Origin of the sequence: Aquaspirillum sp. LM1, from assembly GCF_002002905.1 — a bacterium.
Taxonomy (GTDB): Bacteria; Pseudomonadota; Gammaproteobacteria; order Burkholderiales; family Aquaspirillaceae; genus Rivihabitans.
In genome coordinates, this window is record NZ_CP019509.1 from 3,888,858 (window position 1) to 3,905,845 (window position 16,988).

Consider the following 16,988-nt stretch of genomic DNA (forward strand, 5'->3'; position numbering starts at 1 on the left):
GTGATGCCGGACGCTGTTCCCCGCTTTTATTTTCTGGGCGAAACCGCCGTGGCACTGGCGCTGCCCGCCCCGGCCTGCCTGCGCCAGCAACGACGCATCTGGCAACTGGCAGCCCAGTTGCGCCACTATCCCACCGTTTGTGATGTGGTTCCTGGCATGAACAACCTCACCCTCTCGCTCGACCCGGCACACGGCGACCCCGAGCAAGGTATGGCCTGGCTGCGTGAAGGCTGGCAGGCCCTTTCGGCAGACGTCAGCGCGCCGTCGGGCAGGTGGGTGGAAATACCTGTATGGTATGGCGGTGACGCCGGGCCGGATCTGGCCGAGGTGGCCCGGCATACCGGGCTTTCCTGCGCCGAGGTGATTGCCTGCCACAGCGCGGCGGATTATCGGGTGTATTTTTTGGGCTTCCAGCCCGGCTTTGCCTATCTGGGCGGCTTGCCCGACTGCCTGGCCGCCCCGCGCCGTGGGCAGCCGCGCACCCTGGTGCCTGCCGGCTCGGTCGGCATAGGCGGCAGGCAGACTGGCATTTACCCGGCCAACAGCCCCGGCGGCTGGCAATTGATCGGCCACACCCCGCTGCGCCTGTTCGACCCCCAGGGCGAACCGCCATCGCTGCTGCTGCCCGGCGACCGCATCCGTTTTGTACCACAGGAGCCTGACCATGCTTGAAATACTCCGCCCCGGTGTGCAAACCAGCGTGCAGGACCGGGGCCGTCAGGGCCTGCGTCATCTGGGCATTGCCCGCAGCGGCGCGCTGGACATGCCCGCGCTGTACCGGGCCAATTGCCTGGTGGGCAATTCGCCAGAAGCCGCCGGGCTGGAAATCGTGCTTGGCCCGGTCAGCCTGCGCCTGGGCCGCGATGCCTGGCTGGCCTTGTCCGGGGCGGATTTCCATCCGGAACTGGACGGCCAGCCCATTGGCACCGGCTGGCGCACCCCGGCCAAAGCCGGGCAAATCCTCACCCTCACCGGCTGCGAGTACGGCATGCGCACCTATCTGGCCATCGACGGCGGCATTGTCGTGCCCGAAGCACTGGGTGCCTGCGCCACCGACCTGCAAGCCGGGTTTGGCGGTTTTCAGGGGCGGGCGCTGCAAGCCGGGGATTGCCTGCCGCTGGGCGCGCCACACACCCTGTCGGGCCAGCCGGGCTGCCGCAGCCCGGACTGGACGCCGCTGTTGCGCGCACTGCCCGGCCCGGACTACACCAGCTTCAGCCCCAGCGCCCAGGCGGCCTTCTGGCAGCGGCAATGGACTGTCACCCCCCAGGGCAACCGCATGGGCATGCGCCTGCGCGGCACGCCGCTCTTGCGTCACCAGCCGATTGAGCTGCTGTCGCATGCCGTGCTGCCCGGTGTGGTACAAGTGCCGCCGGATGGCCAGCCCATCATCCTGATGGCCGATGCGCAAACCACCGGGGGGTACCCATGCATCGCCAGCGTCATCCAGGCCGACCAGTGGAAACTGGCGCAAGCCCGCCCCGGTGCCCGGCTGCGCTTTGTGCCCTGCACCACCAGCGAAGCCCGTCGGGCATTGCAGCAGCAGGTACAGGCCGGCCTGCGCTTGCAGCGGATGCTGGCGCAGGGGTAAACCGCCCGTTCGGGCCGCGTCGCCCCTGCGCAGCCCACCACTTCCCGTGGTAGCATCGTCGCCCGGTGACCAAGCCCGCCCCGTCACGCGTGCGGCCTGTTGCCAGCCCGCGCCAGGCAGCGCTTGGCGGCCCCCTCCGTGCCTGCGCCTACCCGGCGGCGGCACGTCACAGCCTTCGATCGGAGACCATTCAATGAGCCTGCTGGGCGATCTGCTCGTGCATAACCGCACCTTCGTGGACAACCGCGAATACGAAAAATTTGAAACCGACAAGTTTCCCGACAAGAATCTGGCCGTGCTGGCCTGCATGGACGCCCGGCTGGTCGAGCTGCTGCCGCAGGCCATGGGCCTGAAAAACGGCGACGCCAAACTGATCAAGAATGCTGGCGCGCTGGTCACCCACCCCTGGGGCTCGGTGATGCGCAGCCTGCTGGTGGCGGTGTATGAGCTGCGTGCCGAAGAAATCTGCGTGGTGGCACACCACGATTGCGGCATGCGCGCCATCGACCCGGCGCGGATTCTGGAAAACGCCCGCGAACGCGGCGTCAGCGAAGACACCATTGTCACCCTGCGTGCCGCCGGGATTGACCTGGACAGCTGGCTGAAGGGGTTTGACAATGTGCAGGACAGCGTGCGCCACACCGTGGCCACCATTCGCAGCCACCCGCTGATGCCCAAGGATATTCCGGTGCATGGCCTGGTGATCCACCCGACCACCGGTCAACTGGATGTGCTGGTGGACGGTTACCAGCGGGCATGAGCGTGCGCGTTGGCCTGTTTGGCGGCACCTTCGACCCGATGCACCTGGCGCATCTGCGCATGGCGTGCGCGCTGCGCGACGAGCTATCGCTGGACCGGGTGCATGTGGTGCCGGCTGGCGTACCCTACCACCGCGCCCGCGCGCCGCTGGCCAGCCCGGCGCAGCGGCTGGAGATGGTCCGCCTGACCCTGGCAGGCCAGCCTGGCCTGCTGGCCGACGACCGGGAAATCCGCCGCCAGCGCCCGGCGTATACGGTGGAAACCCTGGAAAGCCTGCGCGCCGACCTGGGTGCCGACGCCGAACTGTGGCTGCTGATTGGCGGCGACTCACTGGCCGCCTTGCACACCTGGCGGCGCTGGCCCCAGCTCTTGCAACTGGCCAATCTGGCCGTGCTGCAGCGCCCCGACCTGCCTTGCCCGGCGCTGGACCCCGCCGTGGCCGTGCTGTGGCAGGCGCGCCAAGTGGCTGATTTTTCAAAACGAACGCATTACGGTACAATCCGCGCCCTGACCTTGCCCGCGCTGGCAGTATCGGCCACTGCCATCCGCCAGGCCCTGGCGGATGGTCAGCCCTGCGATGGGCTGCTGGCCCCGGCGGTACTGGACTATATTCATCAACAGCAGCTGTACTGCGGTCAGCCGTAGCGCCTGCCTGTTCCGGTTGACCCGGCCTGCGCCGGCATTCCACTGCACTGAACCTGCTCTAGCCAAAAATCAATGAAAGACATCATGGACGCACAAGCGATTGCCGCACTGGCGGTAGAAGCCCTCGAAGACATCAAGGGTAAAGACATCATCAACCTCGACACCCAGAAGCTGACCGACCTGTTTCAGCGCATGGTGGTGTGCACCGGCGACTCCAACCGCCAGGTCAAGGCGCTGGCCAACAGCGTACACGTCAAGCTGAAGGAAAACGGCGTGGACATCGTTGGCACCGAAGGCGAAGCCTCGGGTGAATGGGTGCTGGTGGATGCCGGCGACGTGGTGGTGCATGTGATGCTGCCCGCCGTGCGCGACTACTACGACCTCGAAGCGCTGTGGGGCGGTGAAAAGCCGTCGTTCAACCCGAACGCGGCCCGCCCGTGGAACGCCCTGTAACCCTGACCGTGTCTGGCGGACTGCTTCGATGAAAATGACCTTGCTGGCCGTCGGCAGCAAAATGCCGCGCTGGGTGGACGAGGCGTTTACCGAATACGCCCGCCGCCTGCCGCGTGAAGCCTCGCTGCATCTGGTGGAAATCAAGCCGGAAAAACGCGGCGGCGGCGTCACCGCCGAAAAAGGCATGGCCGCCGAATGCGCGCGCATCGAAGCGGCCATTCCGCCACGCAGCAAGCTGATCGTGCTGGACGAACGCGGCCAGGACTGGACCAGTGTGCGCCTGGCCAGCGAAATGAAAACCTGGCTGGCCGGCGGCGACGACATCTGTCTGGTGATTGGCGGTGCCGACGGCCTGTCACCCGCCATCAAGCAGCGCGCTGACGTGCTGCTGCGCCTGTCGGCGCTGACCCTGCCGCATGGCATGGTGCGCGTGCTGCTGGCCGAACAGCTTTACCGCGCGGTGTCGATCCTGAACAACCATCCGTACCATCGGGAGTGAGAAGTGCGCATACACTTCAGTTTCTCCCCCTACCTCTTGGCCTGCTAGCATCGCTTTGCCCGCGATGGCGGCATTGCGGTTCTTAAAGCTGCTCACCACACACAGCGCAGCGTACGCAGACAGTGCGAGTCATACGGCAAGGTCGTGCAACAACGCCAGGGGTTTTGTGGGCGGCTTTTAACCAAGGACGCAAAATGCGCATTGACCGCCTTGATCTGAAAAACTATCGCTGTTTTGACGATTTGCATGTGGAGTTTGACCCACATATGACTGTGCTGGTGGCACCAAATGGCTCCGGGAAAACCGCAATTCTGGATGCGGTCAAAGTCGCGTTATGGCCCTATGTGGCAGGCTTTGCGCTGGGCAGCACCACCAATGACGTCACCAGCATTCAAATCGACGATGTGCGACAAGCACGGGTGCGCGCCCATGAAATGGACTGGCGTTTGCCAGCTGAAATCTACGCCAGCGGCGCGCTATATGTTCGCGCCCTGATGGAGGATGGCGCGCTGAAACGCCCCGCCTCTGCCAACCACGCCTCTGATGCAACGTCAGAGGCGCAGCCTTGGGCGTGTGTGCGGTATAGGGAAAGCATCAAGAAAAACACCAAAACCAAGAGCCGCGCCTCCAAACACGCGTTGGATCTGGAAAACGTGGCGCAAGCACTGCAAAAACGCATTTTTTCAGATGCTCAATCCCTGCCAGACGACTTGCCGATGCTGGGCTATTACGGCACGGGCCGCTTATGGGCGCACAAAAAGCTCACTGCCGCCTATGACAAGGCCGATGGCGAAGCGGCGTCCCGCACGTTTGCTTACCGGGATTGCCTGGACCCAGCCTCCAGCTATAAACATTTTTCGGCGTGGTATTCACGCATTTTCAAGTCATTTCGCGCCGCTCAGATTCGCCATCTTGAAAAGCGCGCATCAGCTGACACGCTGAACGAACTGAGTGCGCCCATCCGGGCCATTCAACTGGCGACAGACGCCATGCTGGCGCGGCATACCGGCTGGCGAGAGCTGGAATACAGCGAAGAATATGCCGATTTAGTGCTCAATCATCAGGCGCATGGGCAACTCAAAGCCAGCCAGCTCAGCGACGGCATACGCAATATGCTGGCCTTGGTGGGCGATATTGCCTACCGTTGCTACAAGCTGAATGCCCACCTGGGCGAGGCAGCGCCCAGACGTACCCGGGGGATTGTGCTGATCGACGAAGTGGACATGCATTTGCATCCAGGCTGGCAACAAACCGTGGTGGCCGACTTGATGGAAATTTTTCCGCGCATTCAGTTCATCATCACCACGCATAGCCCACAAGTATTAAGCACCGTCAGACGAGAAAACATCCGCCTCCTTGGCCTGGATGTCAGCGGTCAGATGATCGCCACGCCCCCTTTGGCGATGACCTATGGCGAACCCAGTGGCGATGTGCTGCGCAGTGTGATGCAGGTGGATCCACAGCCACCAGTCAAAGAAAAAGCCGACCTGAAACGCCTGACCGAGTGGGTGGATCAAGGGCTTTATGATCAACCGGAGGCCGTGGCCTTGTATCAACAACTGGCCGCCAGCCTGGGTGAACAACACCCGCAGTTGCAACGTTTGCAGCGCAGCAGGCTACGCCAGGAGGCGCTCAAGCCATGAGGGCCATCAGCAAGCAGGGCGGCGGCGGTTATCACCTCAATAAAGCCCACGCCACGCCGCCGACCACCGTAGAACAAGCCACCCGTGGCTGGCGTAACTTGGCGCATAAAGAGGACATCCTGCAAAGCTTGCTCGCCGAGCAGTATCACCTGTGCTGCTACAGCGAGCTGCGCGCAGATGAATTGGATCTTGGCTACCACATCGAGCATGTAGAAAACAAAAAACAAAACCCCGCCCGCACATTTGATTACAGCAACCTGGCGGCCAGCGCACTACATTCGTCTGACTTACAGACCTTCAAGGTACAACAAGATGAAGTCTTTGGCGGCCATGCGCCAGGCAAGCAAGGCGATGTGGATGGGTCGCGTTTTGTCTCCTGCCATCAAGCGGATTGCTCGCGATATTTTGCCTACCTGTCGGATGGCCGCGTGACGCCCGCCGTTCATCTGACGCCAGCGGAACAAGCGCGCGCTCGTTACACCATTGAGTTGCTTAATCTCAACAGCGGCTATCTGGTCACGCTCCGGCAGCAATGGTGGGATGAGCTGGATCAATTGTTCGAGACGCACCAGAAGCAGGATTGGAGCCTGGCTGACTTGGCCAGCGTGGATTTGCTGCCCGTTAACCAGCGTCTGAGCCGATTTTTTAGCCTGACACGCCAGTTTTTTGGCCAGATTGCCGAAGATGTCTTGCAGCGGCATGCACCGCAACAGATGTCATGTCTTTCATAAGCTGAGTTCTGTACTGTCTGTCGCACCTGACCAGAATAGGCAGCAGCGACTGGCTGACTGGCATCACGTCGCATGGCATCGAGATCTGCCGAACACCCTCGCCCTTCCAAAAGCTGACACGCGCCTCACCTCACCACCAACATACCCGACGTTACCGCAGAAGCGCCCGGCTTTGTCGCCATCTCTGGCCGGATCGTGCTCACAACAGGCCACCGTGAGGCCAGGCATTTCGCACAAACGCCCTGTCAGTGACGTATGCATGCTGGCCATCGAGTCCATTACCGAAAAAACAATAGCCTCAAGGCATAATTCACTTGCATTAAGCTAAGTCATCACACTATCATCGTTGTGCAAACAAACCGCGTAGAAAACAAAAACAAATAATAATCAACCACTTGAATAAATGTCTATCCTGACGGTACTGATGTGCCTCATGATAAAAACCACGTCGACACGCATGACTTTTTTATTTAGGTGTTTTTACTTAGTATTTTTAACCGTGGATGTGTCTTATGAAAATATCCCATCGTCTGGCCTTGATCGTGCTGTTTGCCGCCATTGGCTTCATCCTTCTCTCTGCCTACTCGCTGTATGTGGTACGCGATGCCATGCTGTCCGAGCGCAAGGCCGGCATCGAAACGCATGTGCGCATGGCTGGCAACCTGATTGCCCAATTCCAGGCGGCAGAAAAATCCGGCAAGCTCAGTCGGGAAGACGCGCAACGTCTGGCAGCGCAGGCCATTCGCGGCATGCGCCACAAGGGCGACTACATGGTGCTGCGTGATTTTTCCGGGCTGTTCATCGCCCATCCGGACAAGCGCAAGGAAGGCAAGATTGATCCCGGCGGCAAATTGCCGGATGGCCGTACCACCATCGAAGGCTATCGGGAAGTGCTGGAAAAAAGCGACTTTGGCTATGTGTTGTTTTACACCCGCCGACCGAATGGCGATGTGCAATATCCCCGCCTGAATGGTGTGCTGAAAATCCCTGAATGGAACTGGATTCTGGGTACCGGGGTGTTTCTGGATGACATCGACGCCGTCTTCTGGCAGCGCGTCTGGCAGTTTCTGGGCATTGGTGCCGCCGTGTTTGCCTGTATGGTCGGGATAGCCATCTGGATTTCGCACGCCATCTACCGGGCGCTGGGCGGCGAACCCTCGCATGCCACCCGCGTGGCGCAGGCCATTGCCAGTGGCCAGTTGAACCAGCGCATTGATGACCGCGTGAATGACGCCAGCCTGCTGGGGGCGATGGCACGCATGCAGGAACATCTGCGCGGCATGGTCCGGCAAATCCAGCAGAACGCCAATCAGCTCAACCAGTCCGCTCATGGCATCAATCAGCAAATGATGGACATGGCCAGCATGGCCAGCCACGCCACCGACGCCGCCACCTCCAGCACGGCGGCCATTCAGCAGTTATCCCACAGTGTGCAGAACATTTCCGGCAATGCCCAGCGCACCCAGACGCAATCCGCGCGCGCTGCCACGCTGGCCGAAGATGGCGGCGTGCTGGTCAGCGATGCCGCCAGCCATATTCAGCAGGTGTCCGAGCAACTGGCGCATGCCTCTGAGCAGATTGCCGCGCTCGACCAGCGCGCGGCGGACATTGGCGGCATTGCCGGGGTGATCAAGGACATTGCCGACCAGACCAACCTGCTGGCGCTGAACGCGGCGATTGAAGCCGCCCGCGCCGGCGAGCAGGGCCGGGGCTTTGCCGTGGTGGCCGACGAGGTGCGCAAGCTGGCTGAGCGCACCACCCAGGCCACGGCACAGATTGCCAGCATGATCGGCGCGGTGCAGCGCGATACCCGCGATGTGGTGGGCAGCATGAATGCTGCAGCCCCCCAAGTGGAAAGCAGTGTGGAAAAGGCGCAGTCGGCGGCGCGGGCGCTGGGAGAAATCCGCGCGGGTGCGGCACTGGCGCTGGACAATATTCGTGATGTGGCCAGTGCCACCCTGGAGCAAAGCGTGGCCAACCAGAGCGTGGCCGAGCATATCGAGCGTATCGCCAGCATGGTGGCGCAATCGGCGAGCACCGCCGAGCAGGCGCGACACAGTGCCCAACAGCTGGAAGTGCTGGCCGACCAGCTCAATGCCGCCGTGGCCAAGTTTCAGGTGTAACGCGGTGTGACCCGGTGCGGCCCCAGCCCCGTCGTGCAGACCGGGGCGGAGGCCTGCCGCCTTCCTTATGTGGTGGCGTCCTCGCTGGCCACCAGGCCGGTGTGGCGCAGCAGGGCATCGATTTGCGGGTCGCGGCCACGGAAGGCGCGGAACGATTCAATCGCCGGGCGCGAGCCACCTACCGCCAGCACTTCGCGGCGGAATGCCTCACCCACTGCCGGGTTGGCGTGGCCGGTTTCTTCAAATGCAGCGTAAGCATCGGCGGACAGCACTTCCGCCCACTTGTAGCTGTAGTAGCCTGCGGCATAGCCGCCGGCAAAGATATGGCTGAAGCTGTGCGGCAGACGGTTGTAGGCCGGGGTGGGGTTGACCGCCACCTCGGCGCGCACCGCATCAAGCAGGGCCATGAATTCGCCCTTGGCGTCCAGTTCGGCGTGCAGCAGCATGTCAAACAATGCCAGCTCCACCTGACGCACCGCCATCATGCCGGACTGGAAGTTCTTGGCCGCCAGCATCTTGTCGAATAGCGCGCGCGGCAGCGGCTCGCCGCTGTCCACATGGGCGGTCATGTGGCTGAGCACGTCCCATTCCCAGCAGAAATTCTCCATGAACTGGCTGGGCAGCTCCACCGCATCCCATTCCACGCCATTGATGCCGGAGACGCCCAGCTCGTCCACTTCGGTGAGCATATGGTGCAGGCCGTGACCAAACTCATGGAACAGGGTAATCACTTCGTCGTGGGTGAACAGCGCCGGCTTGTCGCCCACCGGGGCGGTGAAGTTGCAGGTGAGCAGCGCCACCGGAATCTGCAGGCGGCCATCGGCCAGCAGACGGCGGGCGCGGATGTCGGCCATCCAGGCACCGCCGCGCTTGCCTTCACGCGCGTACAGGTCGGTATAGAACTGCGCCACCACCTGGCCATTGCGCCGCACTTCCCAGAAGCGGGCGTCCGGGTGCCACAAGGTGGCGGCCAGCGGATGGATATCCACGTCGAACAGCTTGCTGATGATGGCAAACAGGCCGTCCAGCACGCGCTGTTCGGCAAAGTAGGCTTTGACTTCCTGTTCAGAAAAATCATAGCGCGCCACGCGCAGTTTTTCGCTGACCCAGGCCAGGTCCCACGCCTGCAGGTCGTTCAGCCCCAGCTCATTGCGGGCAAAGGCTTCCAGCTCGGCGCGGTCGCGCTGGGCAAATGGCTTGGCGCGGGCGGCCATGTCACGCAGGAAGGCAATCACCTGGCTTGGGTTATCGGCCATCTTGGGGGCCAGCGATACTTCGGCATAGTTGGCAAAGCCCAGCAGGCGGGCTTCTTCGTCGCGCAGCGACAGGGTTTCGCCAATCAGCAGGGTGTTGTCCAGCTCGGCTGGGCCAAACTCAGCCGCACGGGTGGCGTTGGCGTGGTACATCGATTCGCGCAGCGCACGGTGATTGGCGTATTGCATCACCGGAAAGTAAAACGGGAAGTGCAGCTTCAGCTTGTAGCCCGGCTTGCCGTCGGCCTCGGCGGCAGCGCGCATCATTTCCAGCACGTCGTCGGGCAGGCCGTCCAGCTCGGCGGCGTCGTCGATGTAGCGGGCAAAGCCATCGGTGGCGTCCAGCACATTCTGGCTAAAGCGCGCCGACAGCTCGGACAGCCGGGCCTGGATGTCGGCAAAGCGGGCTTTTTCGGCGTCGGGCAGTTCGGCACCAGACAGGCGGAAGTCGCGCAACTGATGGTCGATGATCTGGCGGCGCGCCGGGCTCAGGCTGGCGTAGTCGGCGCTGGCGGCCAGCGCCTTGACCTTGGCGAACAGCGCCAGGTTTTGCCCCAGCTCGGTATAGAACTCGGAAATTTTGGCCAGATTGCTGTTGTAGGCTTCGCGCAGCGCCGGGGTGTTGACCACCGCGTTCAGGTGCGACACCGGGTCCCACACCCAGCTGATTTTCTCGGTGACGTCAGCCAGCGGAGCCAGCACCGCGTCCCAGGTAGCGGGCACGTTGTCGGCGGTAATGGCCTGCACCGTGGCGCGCGCGGTGGCCAGCACCTGATCCACCGCCGGGGTGATATGGTCAGGGCGCACCTCGGCAAAGCGGGGCAGTTCGGCAAAATCAAGCAGCGGGTTATCCATGCATCAATCCTCAGTATTCGGGGGTGGGCCAACGCCTCCGGCGCAGAAAACCCGGTGGGGGCGGTTGGCGAAATGCGCTTCGGGGTATCATAACGGCTGTTTTCCCGCCACGCAGAGATATGGGGTCTTTTTCGATGAAACGCAACCTTCGCCCGTTTGACGGCATTTACCCACAGGTGCCCGACACCTGTTTTGTTGACGACACCGCGCTGATTATCGGCGATGCCGTGCTTGGCGAGGACAGCTCGGTCTGGCCGATGGCGGTGATTCGTGCCGATGTGAACTCGGTGCGCATTGGCGCGCGCAGCAATGTGCAGGATTTTTGCATGCTGCACGAATCGCACAAAAGCGAAAAAGATCCCAATGGCGCACCGCTGACCATTGGCGACGATGTGACGATTGGCCATCACGTCAATCTGCACGGCTGCACCATTGGCGACCGCGTGCTGGTGGGCATGGGGTCGATTGTGCTGGATAAAACCGTGATTGAATCCGACGTGATCATCGGCGCCGGCAGCCTGGTGCCGCCGGGCAAGCGTCTGGTGTCAGGATTTTTGTACGTGGGCAGCCCGGTGAAGCAGGCGCGGGCGCTCACCGAAGAAGAACTGGGCTTTTTGCGTTACTCGGCGGCGCATTATGTGCGTCTGGCCAACAAGCACAAGGCCGGCCAATGAAGCGGGTCTGGCGCAGTGTGGCGGCGCTGGCATTTTGCCTGCCGCCGCTGGCTTCGGCCAGCGAACTCGATGGCCTGCTCGACAGCCTGGCCGACAGTTGCCAGGCCAGCCCGGCGCTGGTCAGCCTGCTGAAGTCGCTGGGGCATGCCGAAGGCGAGCCGCGACAGGTGGTGCAGCCCGCCCGGCTGAGCGTGCCGCCGGCGCTGGCCGCCTCGTTTGGCGCACCGGAGCGGGTGGCAGTGAATGACGACATCTGGCTGCTGGGCGTGCCGGCGCAGGCCAGCTGGCATGGTGTGCCGGTCACCGCGCTGACCCGCCTGCTCAGTCTGCACGAGCCTGGTGGCGAATTTGCCATTGAACTGAATGGCCGCCCGGCTGACGTGGAAGCCGGCCTGCGCAAGGCGTTGTCGTTCCGGCACAGTAAGGTGGCGGTGGGCGACAGCTGGCAAACGCGCGGTGCCAGTTTTGTGGTGGGGGTCAACGGTGAAACCAGCACCGCCGTGGTGTGCCCGCTGCCGTTTTGACGGGCGTTGAGGGCACATGCCCATTTGCGCCCGCATGGACAGGAAAATGGCGCTGGCGCGTGCCGGAAAATTTACCAGTGAGCATGATGCTGCACGCAACTGGCATCCCCGGCCAATTCACGCCACAATAGCAGACATCGTGTTGCTGGCGGACCTGTCCCGCCTGGCCCCACCCCGGCCATGCTGCCGGGCACCGAATTTTTGACTCGACTTTAATCAAGTTGTTGGCTCGTGTCCGCCGGCCCTGGCTGGCGGCAGGATGCCGGGATATCCACCATGACACACACTCGCACCATCTCTGTTGTTGGCCTGGGCTATGTGGGCCTGCCAGTTGCCGTTGCCTTTGGCAAGCATGTGCACACCATCGGCTTTGACATCAACGCCACCCGTATCGCCGAGCTGAAAGCCGGTCACGACCGTACCGGGGAAGTGGACAACGCCGAACTGGCCGCCACGCACATCACCTACACCGACCAGATCGACGTGCTGCGCGAAGCGGATTTTCATATCGTCGCCGTGCCCACCCCGGTGGACGACGCCCACCAGCCCGACCTTACCCCAGTGGAAAAGGCCAGCGAAACCGTGGCGCGCGCGCTGAAAAAGGGCGACATCGTGGTGTACGAATCCACCGTGTATCCGGGCGTGACCGAAGACATCTGCGTGCCGATTCTGGAAAAACTCTCCGGCCTGCGCTGCGGTGAGGATTTCACCGTGGGCTACAGCCCCGAGCGCATCAATCCGGGTGACAAGGAACACACTTTCACCAAGATCAAAAAAGTGGTGTCAGGCCAGGATGCCGCCACGCTGGACATCGTCGCCGCCGTGTACGCCTCGGTGGTGACCGCCGGCGTGCACAAGGCTGCGTCGATCAAGGTGGCCGAAGCCGCCAAGGTGATCGAGAACACCCAGCGCGACCTCAATATCGCCCTGATGAACGAGCTGGCCATCCTGTTCGAAAAAATGGGCATCGACACTCTGGACGTGCTGGAAGCCGCCGGCACCAAGTGGAACTTCCTCAAGTTCAAGCCGGGCTTGGTGGGCGGCCATTGCATTGGCGTGGACCCGTACTACCTCACCCACAAAGCGGAAAAACTGGGTTACATCCCGCAGGTGATCCTGGCTGGCCGGCGCATCAACGACAGCATGGGCAAGTTTGTTGCCCAGCGCACCATCAAAGAGATGATCCACGGCGGCAGCCTGGTGGCCGGCAGCGTGGTGACCGTGCTGGGGCTGACCTTCAAGGAAAACTGCCCTGACCTGCGCAATTCGCGGGTGATCGACGTAATTCAGGAACTGCGCGAATTTGGCGTGCAAGTGCAGGTGTGCGACCCGCAGGCCGACCGCGAAGAAGCCGAACACGAATACGGCGTGACGCCAGTGCCGTTTGCCGAGCTGGCGCTGGCCGATGCGGTGATTGTCTGCGTGGCGCACAGCGAATTTGCCGCGCTGGACATCGCCGGCTACCAAAAGCTACTCAAGCCCGACGCCCGCGTGCTGATCGACGTCAAGGGCGTGGTGGACAAAGCCGCTGCCCAGGCCGCCGGCCTGCGCTTCTGGCGTCTGTGAGGATGACCATGACCGCTTATGACACCCTGCGTGACCAGCTTGTCGCCCAGCCGCGCACCTGGCTGGTGACCGGCTGCGCCGGCTTTATCGGCAGCAACCTGCTGGAAGCCTTGCTGCGACTGGGCCAGACCGTGGTAGGCCTAGACAATTTTTCTACCGGCCATCAGCGTAATCTGGACGAAGTGCGCGAGTTGGTGGACGCTGAGGCGTGGCAGCGCTTTCGCTTCATTGAAGGCGATATCCGCCAGCCGGACGACTGCGCCCAGGCCGTGGCCGGCGTGGACTATGTGCTGCATCAGGCGGCGCTGGGCAGTGTGCCGCGTTCGCTGGACGACCCGTGGAACACCCATGACAACAATATCAACGGCTTTTTGCGCCTGCTGATTGCCAGCCGCGACGCCGGGGTAAAACGCTTTGTCTACGCCGCGTCCAGCTCCACGTACGGCGACCATCCTGGCCTGCCCAAGGTGGAAGACGTGATCGGCAATCCGCTGTCGCCGTATGCGGTGACCAAATACGTGGATGAACTGTACGGCGACGTGTTTGCCCGCGCCTACGGTGTATCGGCAGTGGGCCTGCGCTACTTCAATGTATTCGGCCCGCGCCAGGACCCCAACGGCGCTTACGCCGCAGTGATGCCGATGTGGTTTGCCGCGTTGCTCAAGCAGGAGGCGGTGTACATCAACGGCGACGGTGAAACCAGCCGCGACTTCTGCTTTGTCGGCAACGCCGTGCAGGCCAATCTGCTGGCCGCTACCGCGCCGGCACTGCCCAAGGGCCACGAAGTGTTCAATGTGGCGGTGGGCGACCGCACCACGCTCAACCAGCTGTACGCGGCCATTCGTGAGCAAGTGGCGCGCTGGCAGCCTGCTGCTGCTGCCATGCAGCCGGTGTACCGCGACTTCCGCGCCGGCGATGTGCGCCATTCGCAGGCCGATATCGGCAAGGCCACCAGCTTGCTGGGCTATACGCCCACCCATCGGGTGGCCGAAGGGCTGGACATTGCCGCGCCCTGGTATGCCCAGCTGTTTGGTGCCGGGGCACCCGCGTGAAGAAAGTGCTGATTATCCGCCGCGACAATATCGGTGATCTGGTGTGTACCACGCCCTTGTTTTCTGCCCTGCGTGAAGCCCTGCCCAACGCCTATCTGGCCGCGCTGGTAAACAGCTACAACGCCGAGGCGCTGCACGACAACCCGGTACTGGACGATGTGTTTGTCTACACCAAGGCCAAACACAGCGAACGCTCGAAACTGCGGGTATGGTGGGACACCTGGCGCTTGATGCGCAGCCTGCGCGCCAAACAGTTTGATCTGGTGCTGCTGCCCTCGGGCGGCGACCAGACCCACGCGCTGAAGCTGGCGCGGATGATCAAGCCGGGCAAGGTAGCCGGCTTTGCCCCGACCAAGGGCCTGGACGTGACCGTGCCGGCGGACAACAAGCCACAGCTGGAGGCCGAGCGGGTGTTGCGCCTGTTGCCGGCGCTGAATCTGCGCCGGGGCAAGCTGTCGCCAGTCAGCACTTTTGCCCGCAACGAAGAACGCCTGGCCGCGCGCATGGCCCTGGCCGAGGTGAACATCATTCCCGGCCCCGGCAAACCGCTGATCGGCCTGCACATCAGCGCGCGCAAGCCACGCCAGCGCTGGCCCGCCGAGCGCTTTGTCGAACTGGCCGCCCGGCTGAACAAGGCCACCGGCGCGGCGTTCATGCTGTTCTGGTCGCCTGGCGAGGAAGACCATCCGCAACACCCCGGCGACGATCGCAAAGCCCAGCAGATTATTGACGCCTGCCGGGAGCGCAACCTGCCGCTGCTGCCCTATCCCACCGAGCGTCTGGAGCAACTGATTGGCGGCCTGTCGGTCTGTCAGTCAGTCATCTGCAGCGATGGTGGTGCCATGCATCTGGCCGCCGGGCTGGGCAAGCCAATGGTCTGCCTGTTTGGCAACAGCGACCCGCGCGTCTGGGCACCGGGTGGCAGCGCGCCATTCAAGGTACTGCAGGCCAACAGCCAGACCGTGGCCGACATCAGCGTGGATGAGGTAGCCGCCACCTGGCGGCGACTGCATATCGGGCAGATTCGGTAGCGGTCTGACGCTTCCGCGTTCAGCCTGGCCAGCCGGTGTCGTCGTTGACGCCACTCAGACGGATGGCGCCATCGTCTGAGCCATTGCGCACCGCCTGGTAAATGCCGTCACCATCGCTGTCGGTGTATACCGTGGTGTGGGTGGCGCCATGCTCCTGCTCGATCTTGCTCACCTGACCATTGCTGACCACCCAGATTTCATCCGCGTCGATACGCTTGAGCTGGCTGCGACCATGTTCGATTTCATACACTGCCAGCACGCTGCCGTTGCTGATGTCAAAGCGGTAGCCTTCCTGGCTGGTGCTGACGGTCAGGCTGCTGCCATCGTGGCTGCTGGTGCTGCTCTGGCTTTGCCGGGTGTAAATGCCGTTGCCATCGCTGTCGGTGTATACCGTGGTTTGCGTGACGCCGTGCTCCTGCTCGGTCTTGACCAACTGATTGCCATTGAGCGCCCAGCTTTCGTCGCTGTCTGCGCGCTTGAGCGTGCTGCGACCGTGTTCAACCTTGTAGATGGCGCTCAGGCTGCCATTGCTCAGTGCAATCCGATAGCCATTTTCCTGGCCAGATGTGCTGCTGCTCAGCGAAGAGGTGGACGCGTAGGTGTTCGATTTGTGTCCCATGGGGTGGCTCCAGATCTCAAGGTGGGTGAAAACTGCTTGCTACAGTAAAGCCCCTGTCTGAAGTGTGGCTTAACGCCATATGCTGAATAACTGGTCAGTTTCTGACCGCTGACCGTCTGGGCCTTGCCTGACGCAGCTCATGGCAAATGGATACAAAAACCTTGCTCAGGCTCAAGCCATGACGCTTGCGCTTCACGTACAGTGCGCGGATGAACGCTTTTGTTGAAAATCTGTATTGCTGTGCTGACCGTGGGCATGCCCTGGCTGGCCAGTCTGGGTGTTGGAGAGAGCCATGCGTATCCTGCTGGTAGAAGATGATCTGTTGCTGGGGGACGGCGTGGAAGCCGGCTTGCGGCAAACCGGGTTTACCGTGGACTGGATCAAGGACGGCGTCTCGGCACGCTCGGCGCTGGAAGTGGTGGACTACGACGGCATGGTGCTGGACATCAACCTGCCGCGCCTGTCCGGTCTGGACCTGCTGCGCGACATGCGCCGGCACAGCAACCCGCTGCCGGTGCTGCTGCTCACCGCCCGTGACACGGTCGAAGACCGCATCCTGGGGCTGGACGCCGGGGCGGACGATTATCTGGTCAAGCCGTTTGCCCTGGGTGAGCTGGTGGCCCGGCTGCGCGCCGTGGTGCGCCGCGCCCATGGCCGCGCCAGCCCGATGCTGGAACACGCCGGGCTGAGCCTGGACCCCGGCGCGCACCGCGCCTGTTATCAGGGTCAGGACATCGAACTGACCGGCAAGGAGTTTCAACTGCTGGAACTGTTTCTGGACAACCGCAACAAGGTGTTGTCACGTCAGCAGATTGAAGAAAAACTGTACGGCTGGAACCAGGAAGTGGCCAGCAATGCGGTGGAAGTGCATATCCACCATCTGCGCAAAAAGCTCGGGGCCAATTTCATCCGTACCCACCGTGGCGTGGGCTATCAGCTCGGCGGGTAAAGGCGCTGATTGCGTCAGGGT

17 protein-coding genes are annotated in these 16,988 nt (G+C 62.5%); 15 read left to right on the forward strand and 2 right to left on the reverse strand.

What is annotated here, in order from left to right:
• The first annotated feature begins 3 nt into the window (after positions 1-3).
• The 9 genes from pxpB (at position 4) to BXU06_RS16880 (ending at position 8,444) form a co-directional block, all read left to right on the forward strand.
• A complete protein-coding gene (pxpB, locus tag BXU06_RS16840; protein ID WP_077302354.1) occupies positions 4-672 on the forward strand; it encodes a 5-oxoprolinase subunit PxpB in 669 nt (222 codons plus the stop codon).
• On the forward strand, positions 665-1,591 hold the full coding sequence (locus BXU06_RS16845; protein WP_077302357.1) for a biotin-dependent carboxyltransferase family protein: 927 nt from the start codon (positions 665-667) through the stop codon (positions 1,589-1,591). Before pxpB ends, BXU06_RS16845 begins: the two co-directional genes overlap by 8 nt.
• 193 nt (positions 1,592-1,784) lie before the next feature.
• Positions 1,785-2,351 carry a carbonic anhydrase gene (locus BXU06_RS16850; RefSeq protein WP_077302360.1) on the forward strand — a complete coding sequence of 189 codons (567 nt, stop codon included), beginning with the start codon at positions 1,785-1,787 and terminating at the stop codon, positions 2,349-2,351.
• Complete coding sequence (gene nadD, locus BXU06_RS16855) at positions 2,348-2,995, forward strand: nicotinate-nucleotide adenylyltransferase (protein WP_077302363.1); 648 nt, start codon at positions 2,348-2,350, stop codon at positions 2,993-2,995. Before BXU06_RS16850 ends, nadD begins: the two co-directional genes overlap by 4 nt.
• A gap of 84 nt (positions 2,996-3,079) precedes the next feature.
• Entirely contained in the window at positions 3,080-3,448 is a 369-nt protein-coding gene (gene rsfS, locus BXU06_RS16860; RefSeq protein ID WP_077302366.1) for a ribosome silencing factor, read from the forward strand.
• 28 nt (positions 3,449-3,476) lie between these two features.
• Positions 3,477-3,947: a 23S rRNA (pseudouridine(1915)-N(3))-methyltransferase RlmH gene (gene rlmH, locus BXU06_RS16865; protein ID WP_077302369.1), complete on the forward strand. Its 471-nt coding sequence runs from the start codon at positions 3,477-3,479 to the stop codon at positions 3,945-3,947.
• A 194-nt stretch (positions 3,948-4,141) separates the two neighbouring features.
• The gene (locus BXU06_RS16870; protein WP_077302372.1) at positions 4,142-5,590 is read left to right on the forward strand and encodes an AAA family ATPase; all 1,449 of its coding nucleotides are present in this window, start codon (positions 4,142-4,144) and stop codon (positions 5,588-5,590) included.
• Positions 5,587-6,321 (forward strand): retron system putative HNH endonuclease, encoded by a 735-nt coding sequence (locus BXU06_RS16875; protein WP_077302374.1) that lies wholly within the window; start codon positions 5,587-5,589, stop codon positions 6,319-6,321. Before BXU06_RS16870 ends, BXU06_RS16875 begins: the two co-directional genes overlap by 4 nt.
• Before the next feature lie 512 nt (positions 6,322-6,833).
• Entirely contained in the window at positions 6,834-8,444 is a 1,611-nt protein-coding gene (locus tag BXU06_RS16880; RefSeq protein ID WP_171982261.1) for a methyl-accepting chemotaxis protein, read from the forward strand.
• Between the two features lie 65 nt (positions 8,445-8,509).
• Here the strand turns inward: BXU06_RS16880 and BXU06_RS16885 are convergent, their stop codons facing one another.
• A complete protein-coding gene (locus BXU06_RS16885) occupies positions 8,510-10,552 on the reverse strand; it encodes a M3 family metallopeptidase (protein ID WP_077302380.1) in 2,043 nt (680 codons plus the stop codon).
• Between the two features lie 134 nt (positions 10,553-10,686).
• On the opposite strand from BXU06_RS16885, the gene BXU06_RS16890 reads away from it, so the two are divergent.
• The 5 genes from BXU06_RS16890 to BXU06_RS16910 all read left to right on the forward strand — a co-directional run bounded on the left by BXU06_RS16890 (position 10,687) and on the right by BXU06_RS16910 (position 15,399).
• Positions 10,687-11,226 carry a gamma carbonic anhydrase family protein gene (locus BXU06_RS16890; protein ID WP_077302383.1) on the forward strand — a complete coding sequence of 180 codons (540 nt, stop codon included), beginning with the start codon at positions 10,687-10,689 and terminating at the stop codon, positions 11,224-11,226.
• Entirely contained in the window at positions 11,223-11,750 is a 528-nt protein-coding gene (locus BXU06_RS16895) for a hypothetical protein (protein ID WP_077302386.1), read from the forward strand. The genes BXU06_RS16890 and BXU06_RS16895 overlap by 4 nt, the downstream gene beginning before the upstream one ends.
• A gap of 276 nt (positions 11,751-12,026) precedes the next feature.
• Positions 12,027-13,316, forward strand: a complete 1,290-nt coding sequence (locus tag BXU06_RS16900) for a nucleotide sugar dehydrogenase (protein WP_077302389.1) — start codon at positions 12,027-12,029, stop codon at positions 13,314-13,316.
• A gap of 8 nt (positions 13,317-13,324) precedes the next feature.
• Complete coding sequence (locus BXU06_RS16905) at positions 13,325-14,368, forward strand: NAD-dependent epimerase/dehydratase family protein (RefSeq protein WP_150125254.1); 1,044 nt, start codon at positions 13,325-13,327, stop codon at positions 14,366-14,368.
• Positions 14,365-15,399, forward strand: coding sequence for a glycosyltransferase family 9 protein (locus tag BXU06_RS16910; protein ID WP_077302395.1), 1,035 nt, complete (start codon positions 14,365-14,367; stop codon positions 15,397-15,399). Before BXU06_RS16905 ends, BXU06_RS16910 begins: the two co-directional genes overlap by 4 nt.
• Before the next feature lie 19 nt (positions 15,400-15,418).
• Here BXU06_RS16910 and BXU06_RS16915 read toward each other — a convergent pair whose 3' ends face one another.
• Positions 15,419-16,018, reverse strand: coding sequence for a hypothetical protein (locus tag BXU06_RS16915; protein ID WP_077302398.1), 600 nt, complete (start codon positions 16,016-16,018; stop codon positions 15,419-15,421).
• A 292-nt stretch (positions 16,019-16,310) separates the two neighbouring features.
• Here BXU06_RS16915 and BXU06_RS16920 point away from each other — a divergent pair, with 292 nt between their 5' ends.
• On the forward strand, positions 16,311-16,967 hold the full coding sequence (locus tag BXU06_RS16920; protein WP_077302401.1) for a response regulator: 657 nt from the start codon (positions 16,311-16,313) through the stop codon (positions 16,965-16,967).
• Positions 16,968-16,988: the final 21 nt, after the last annotated feature.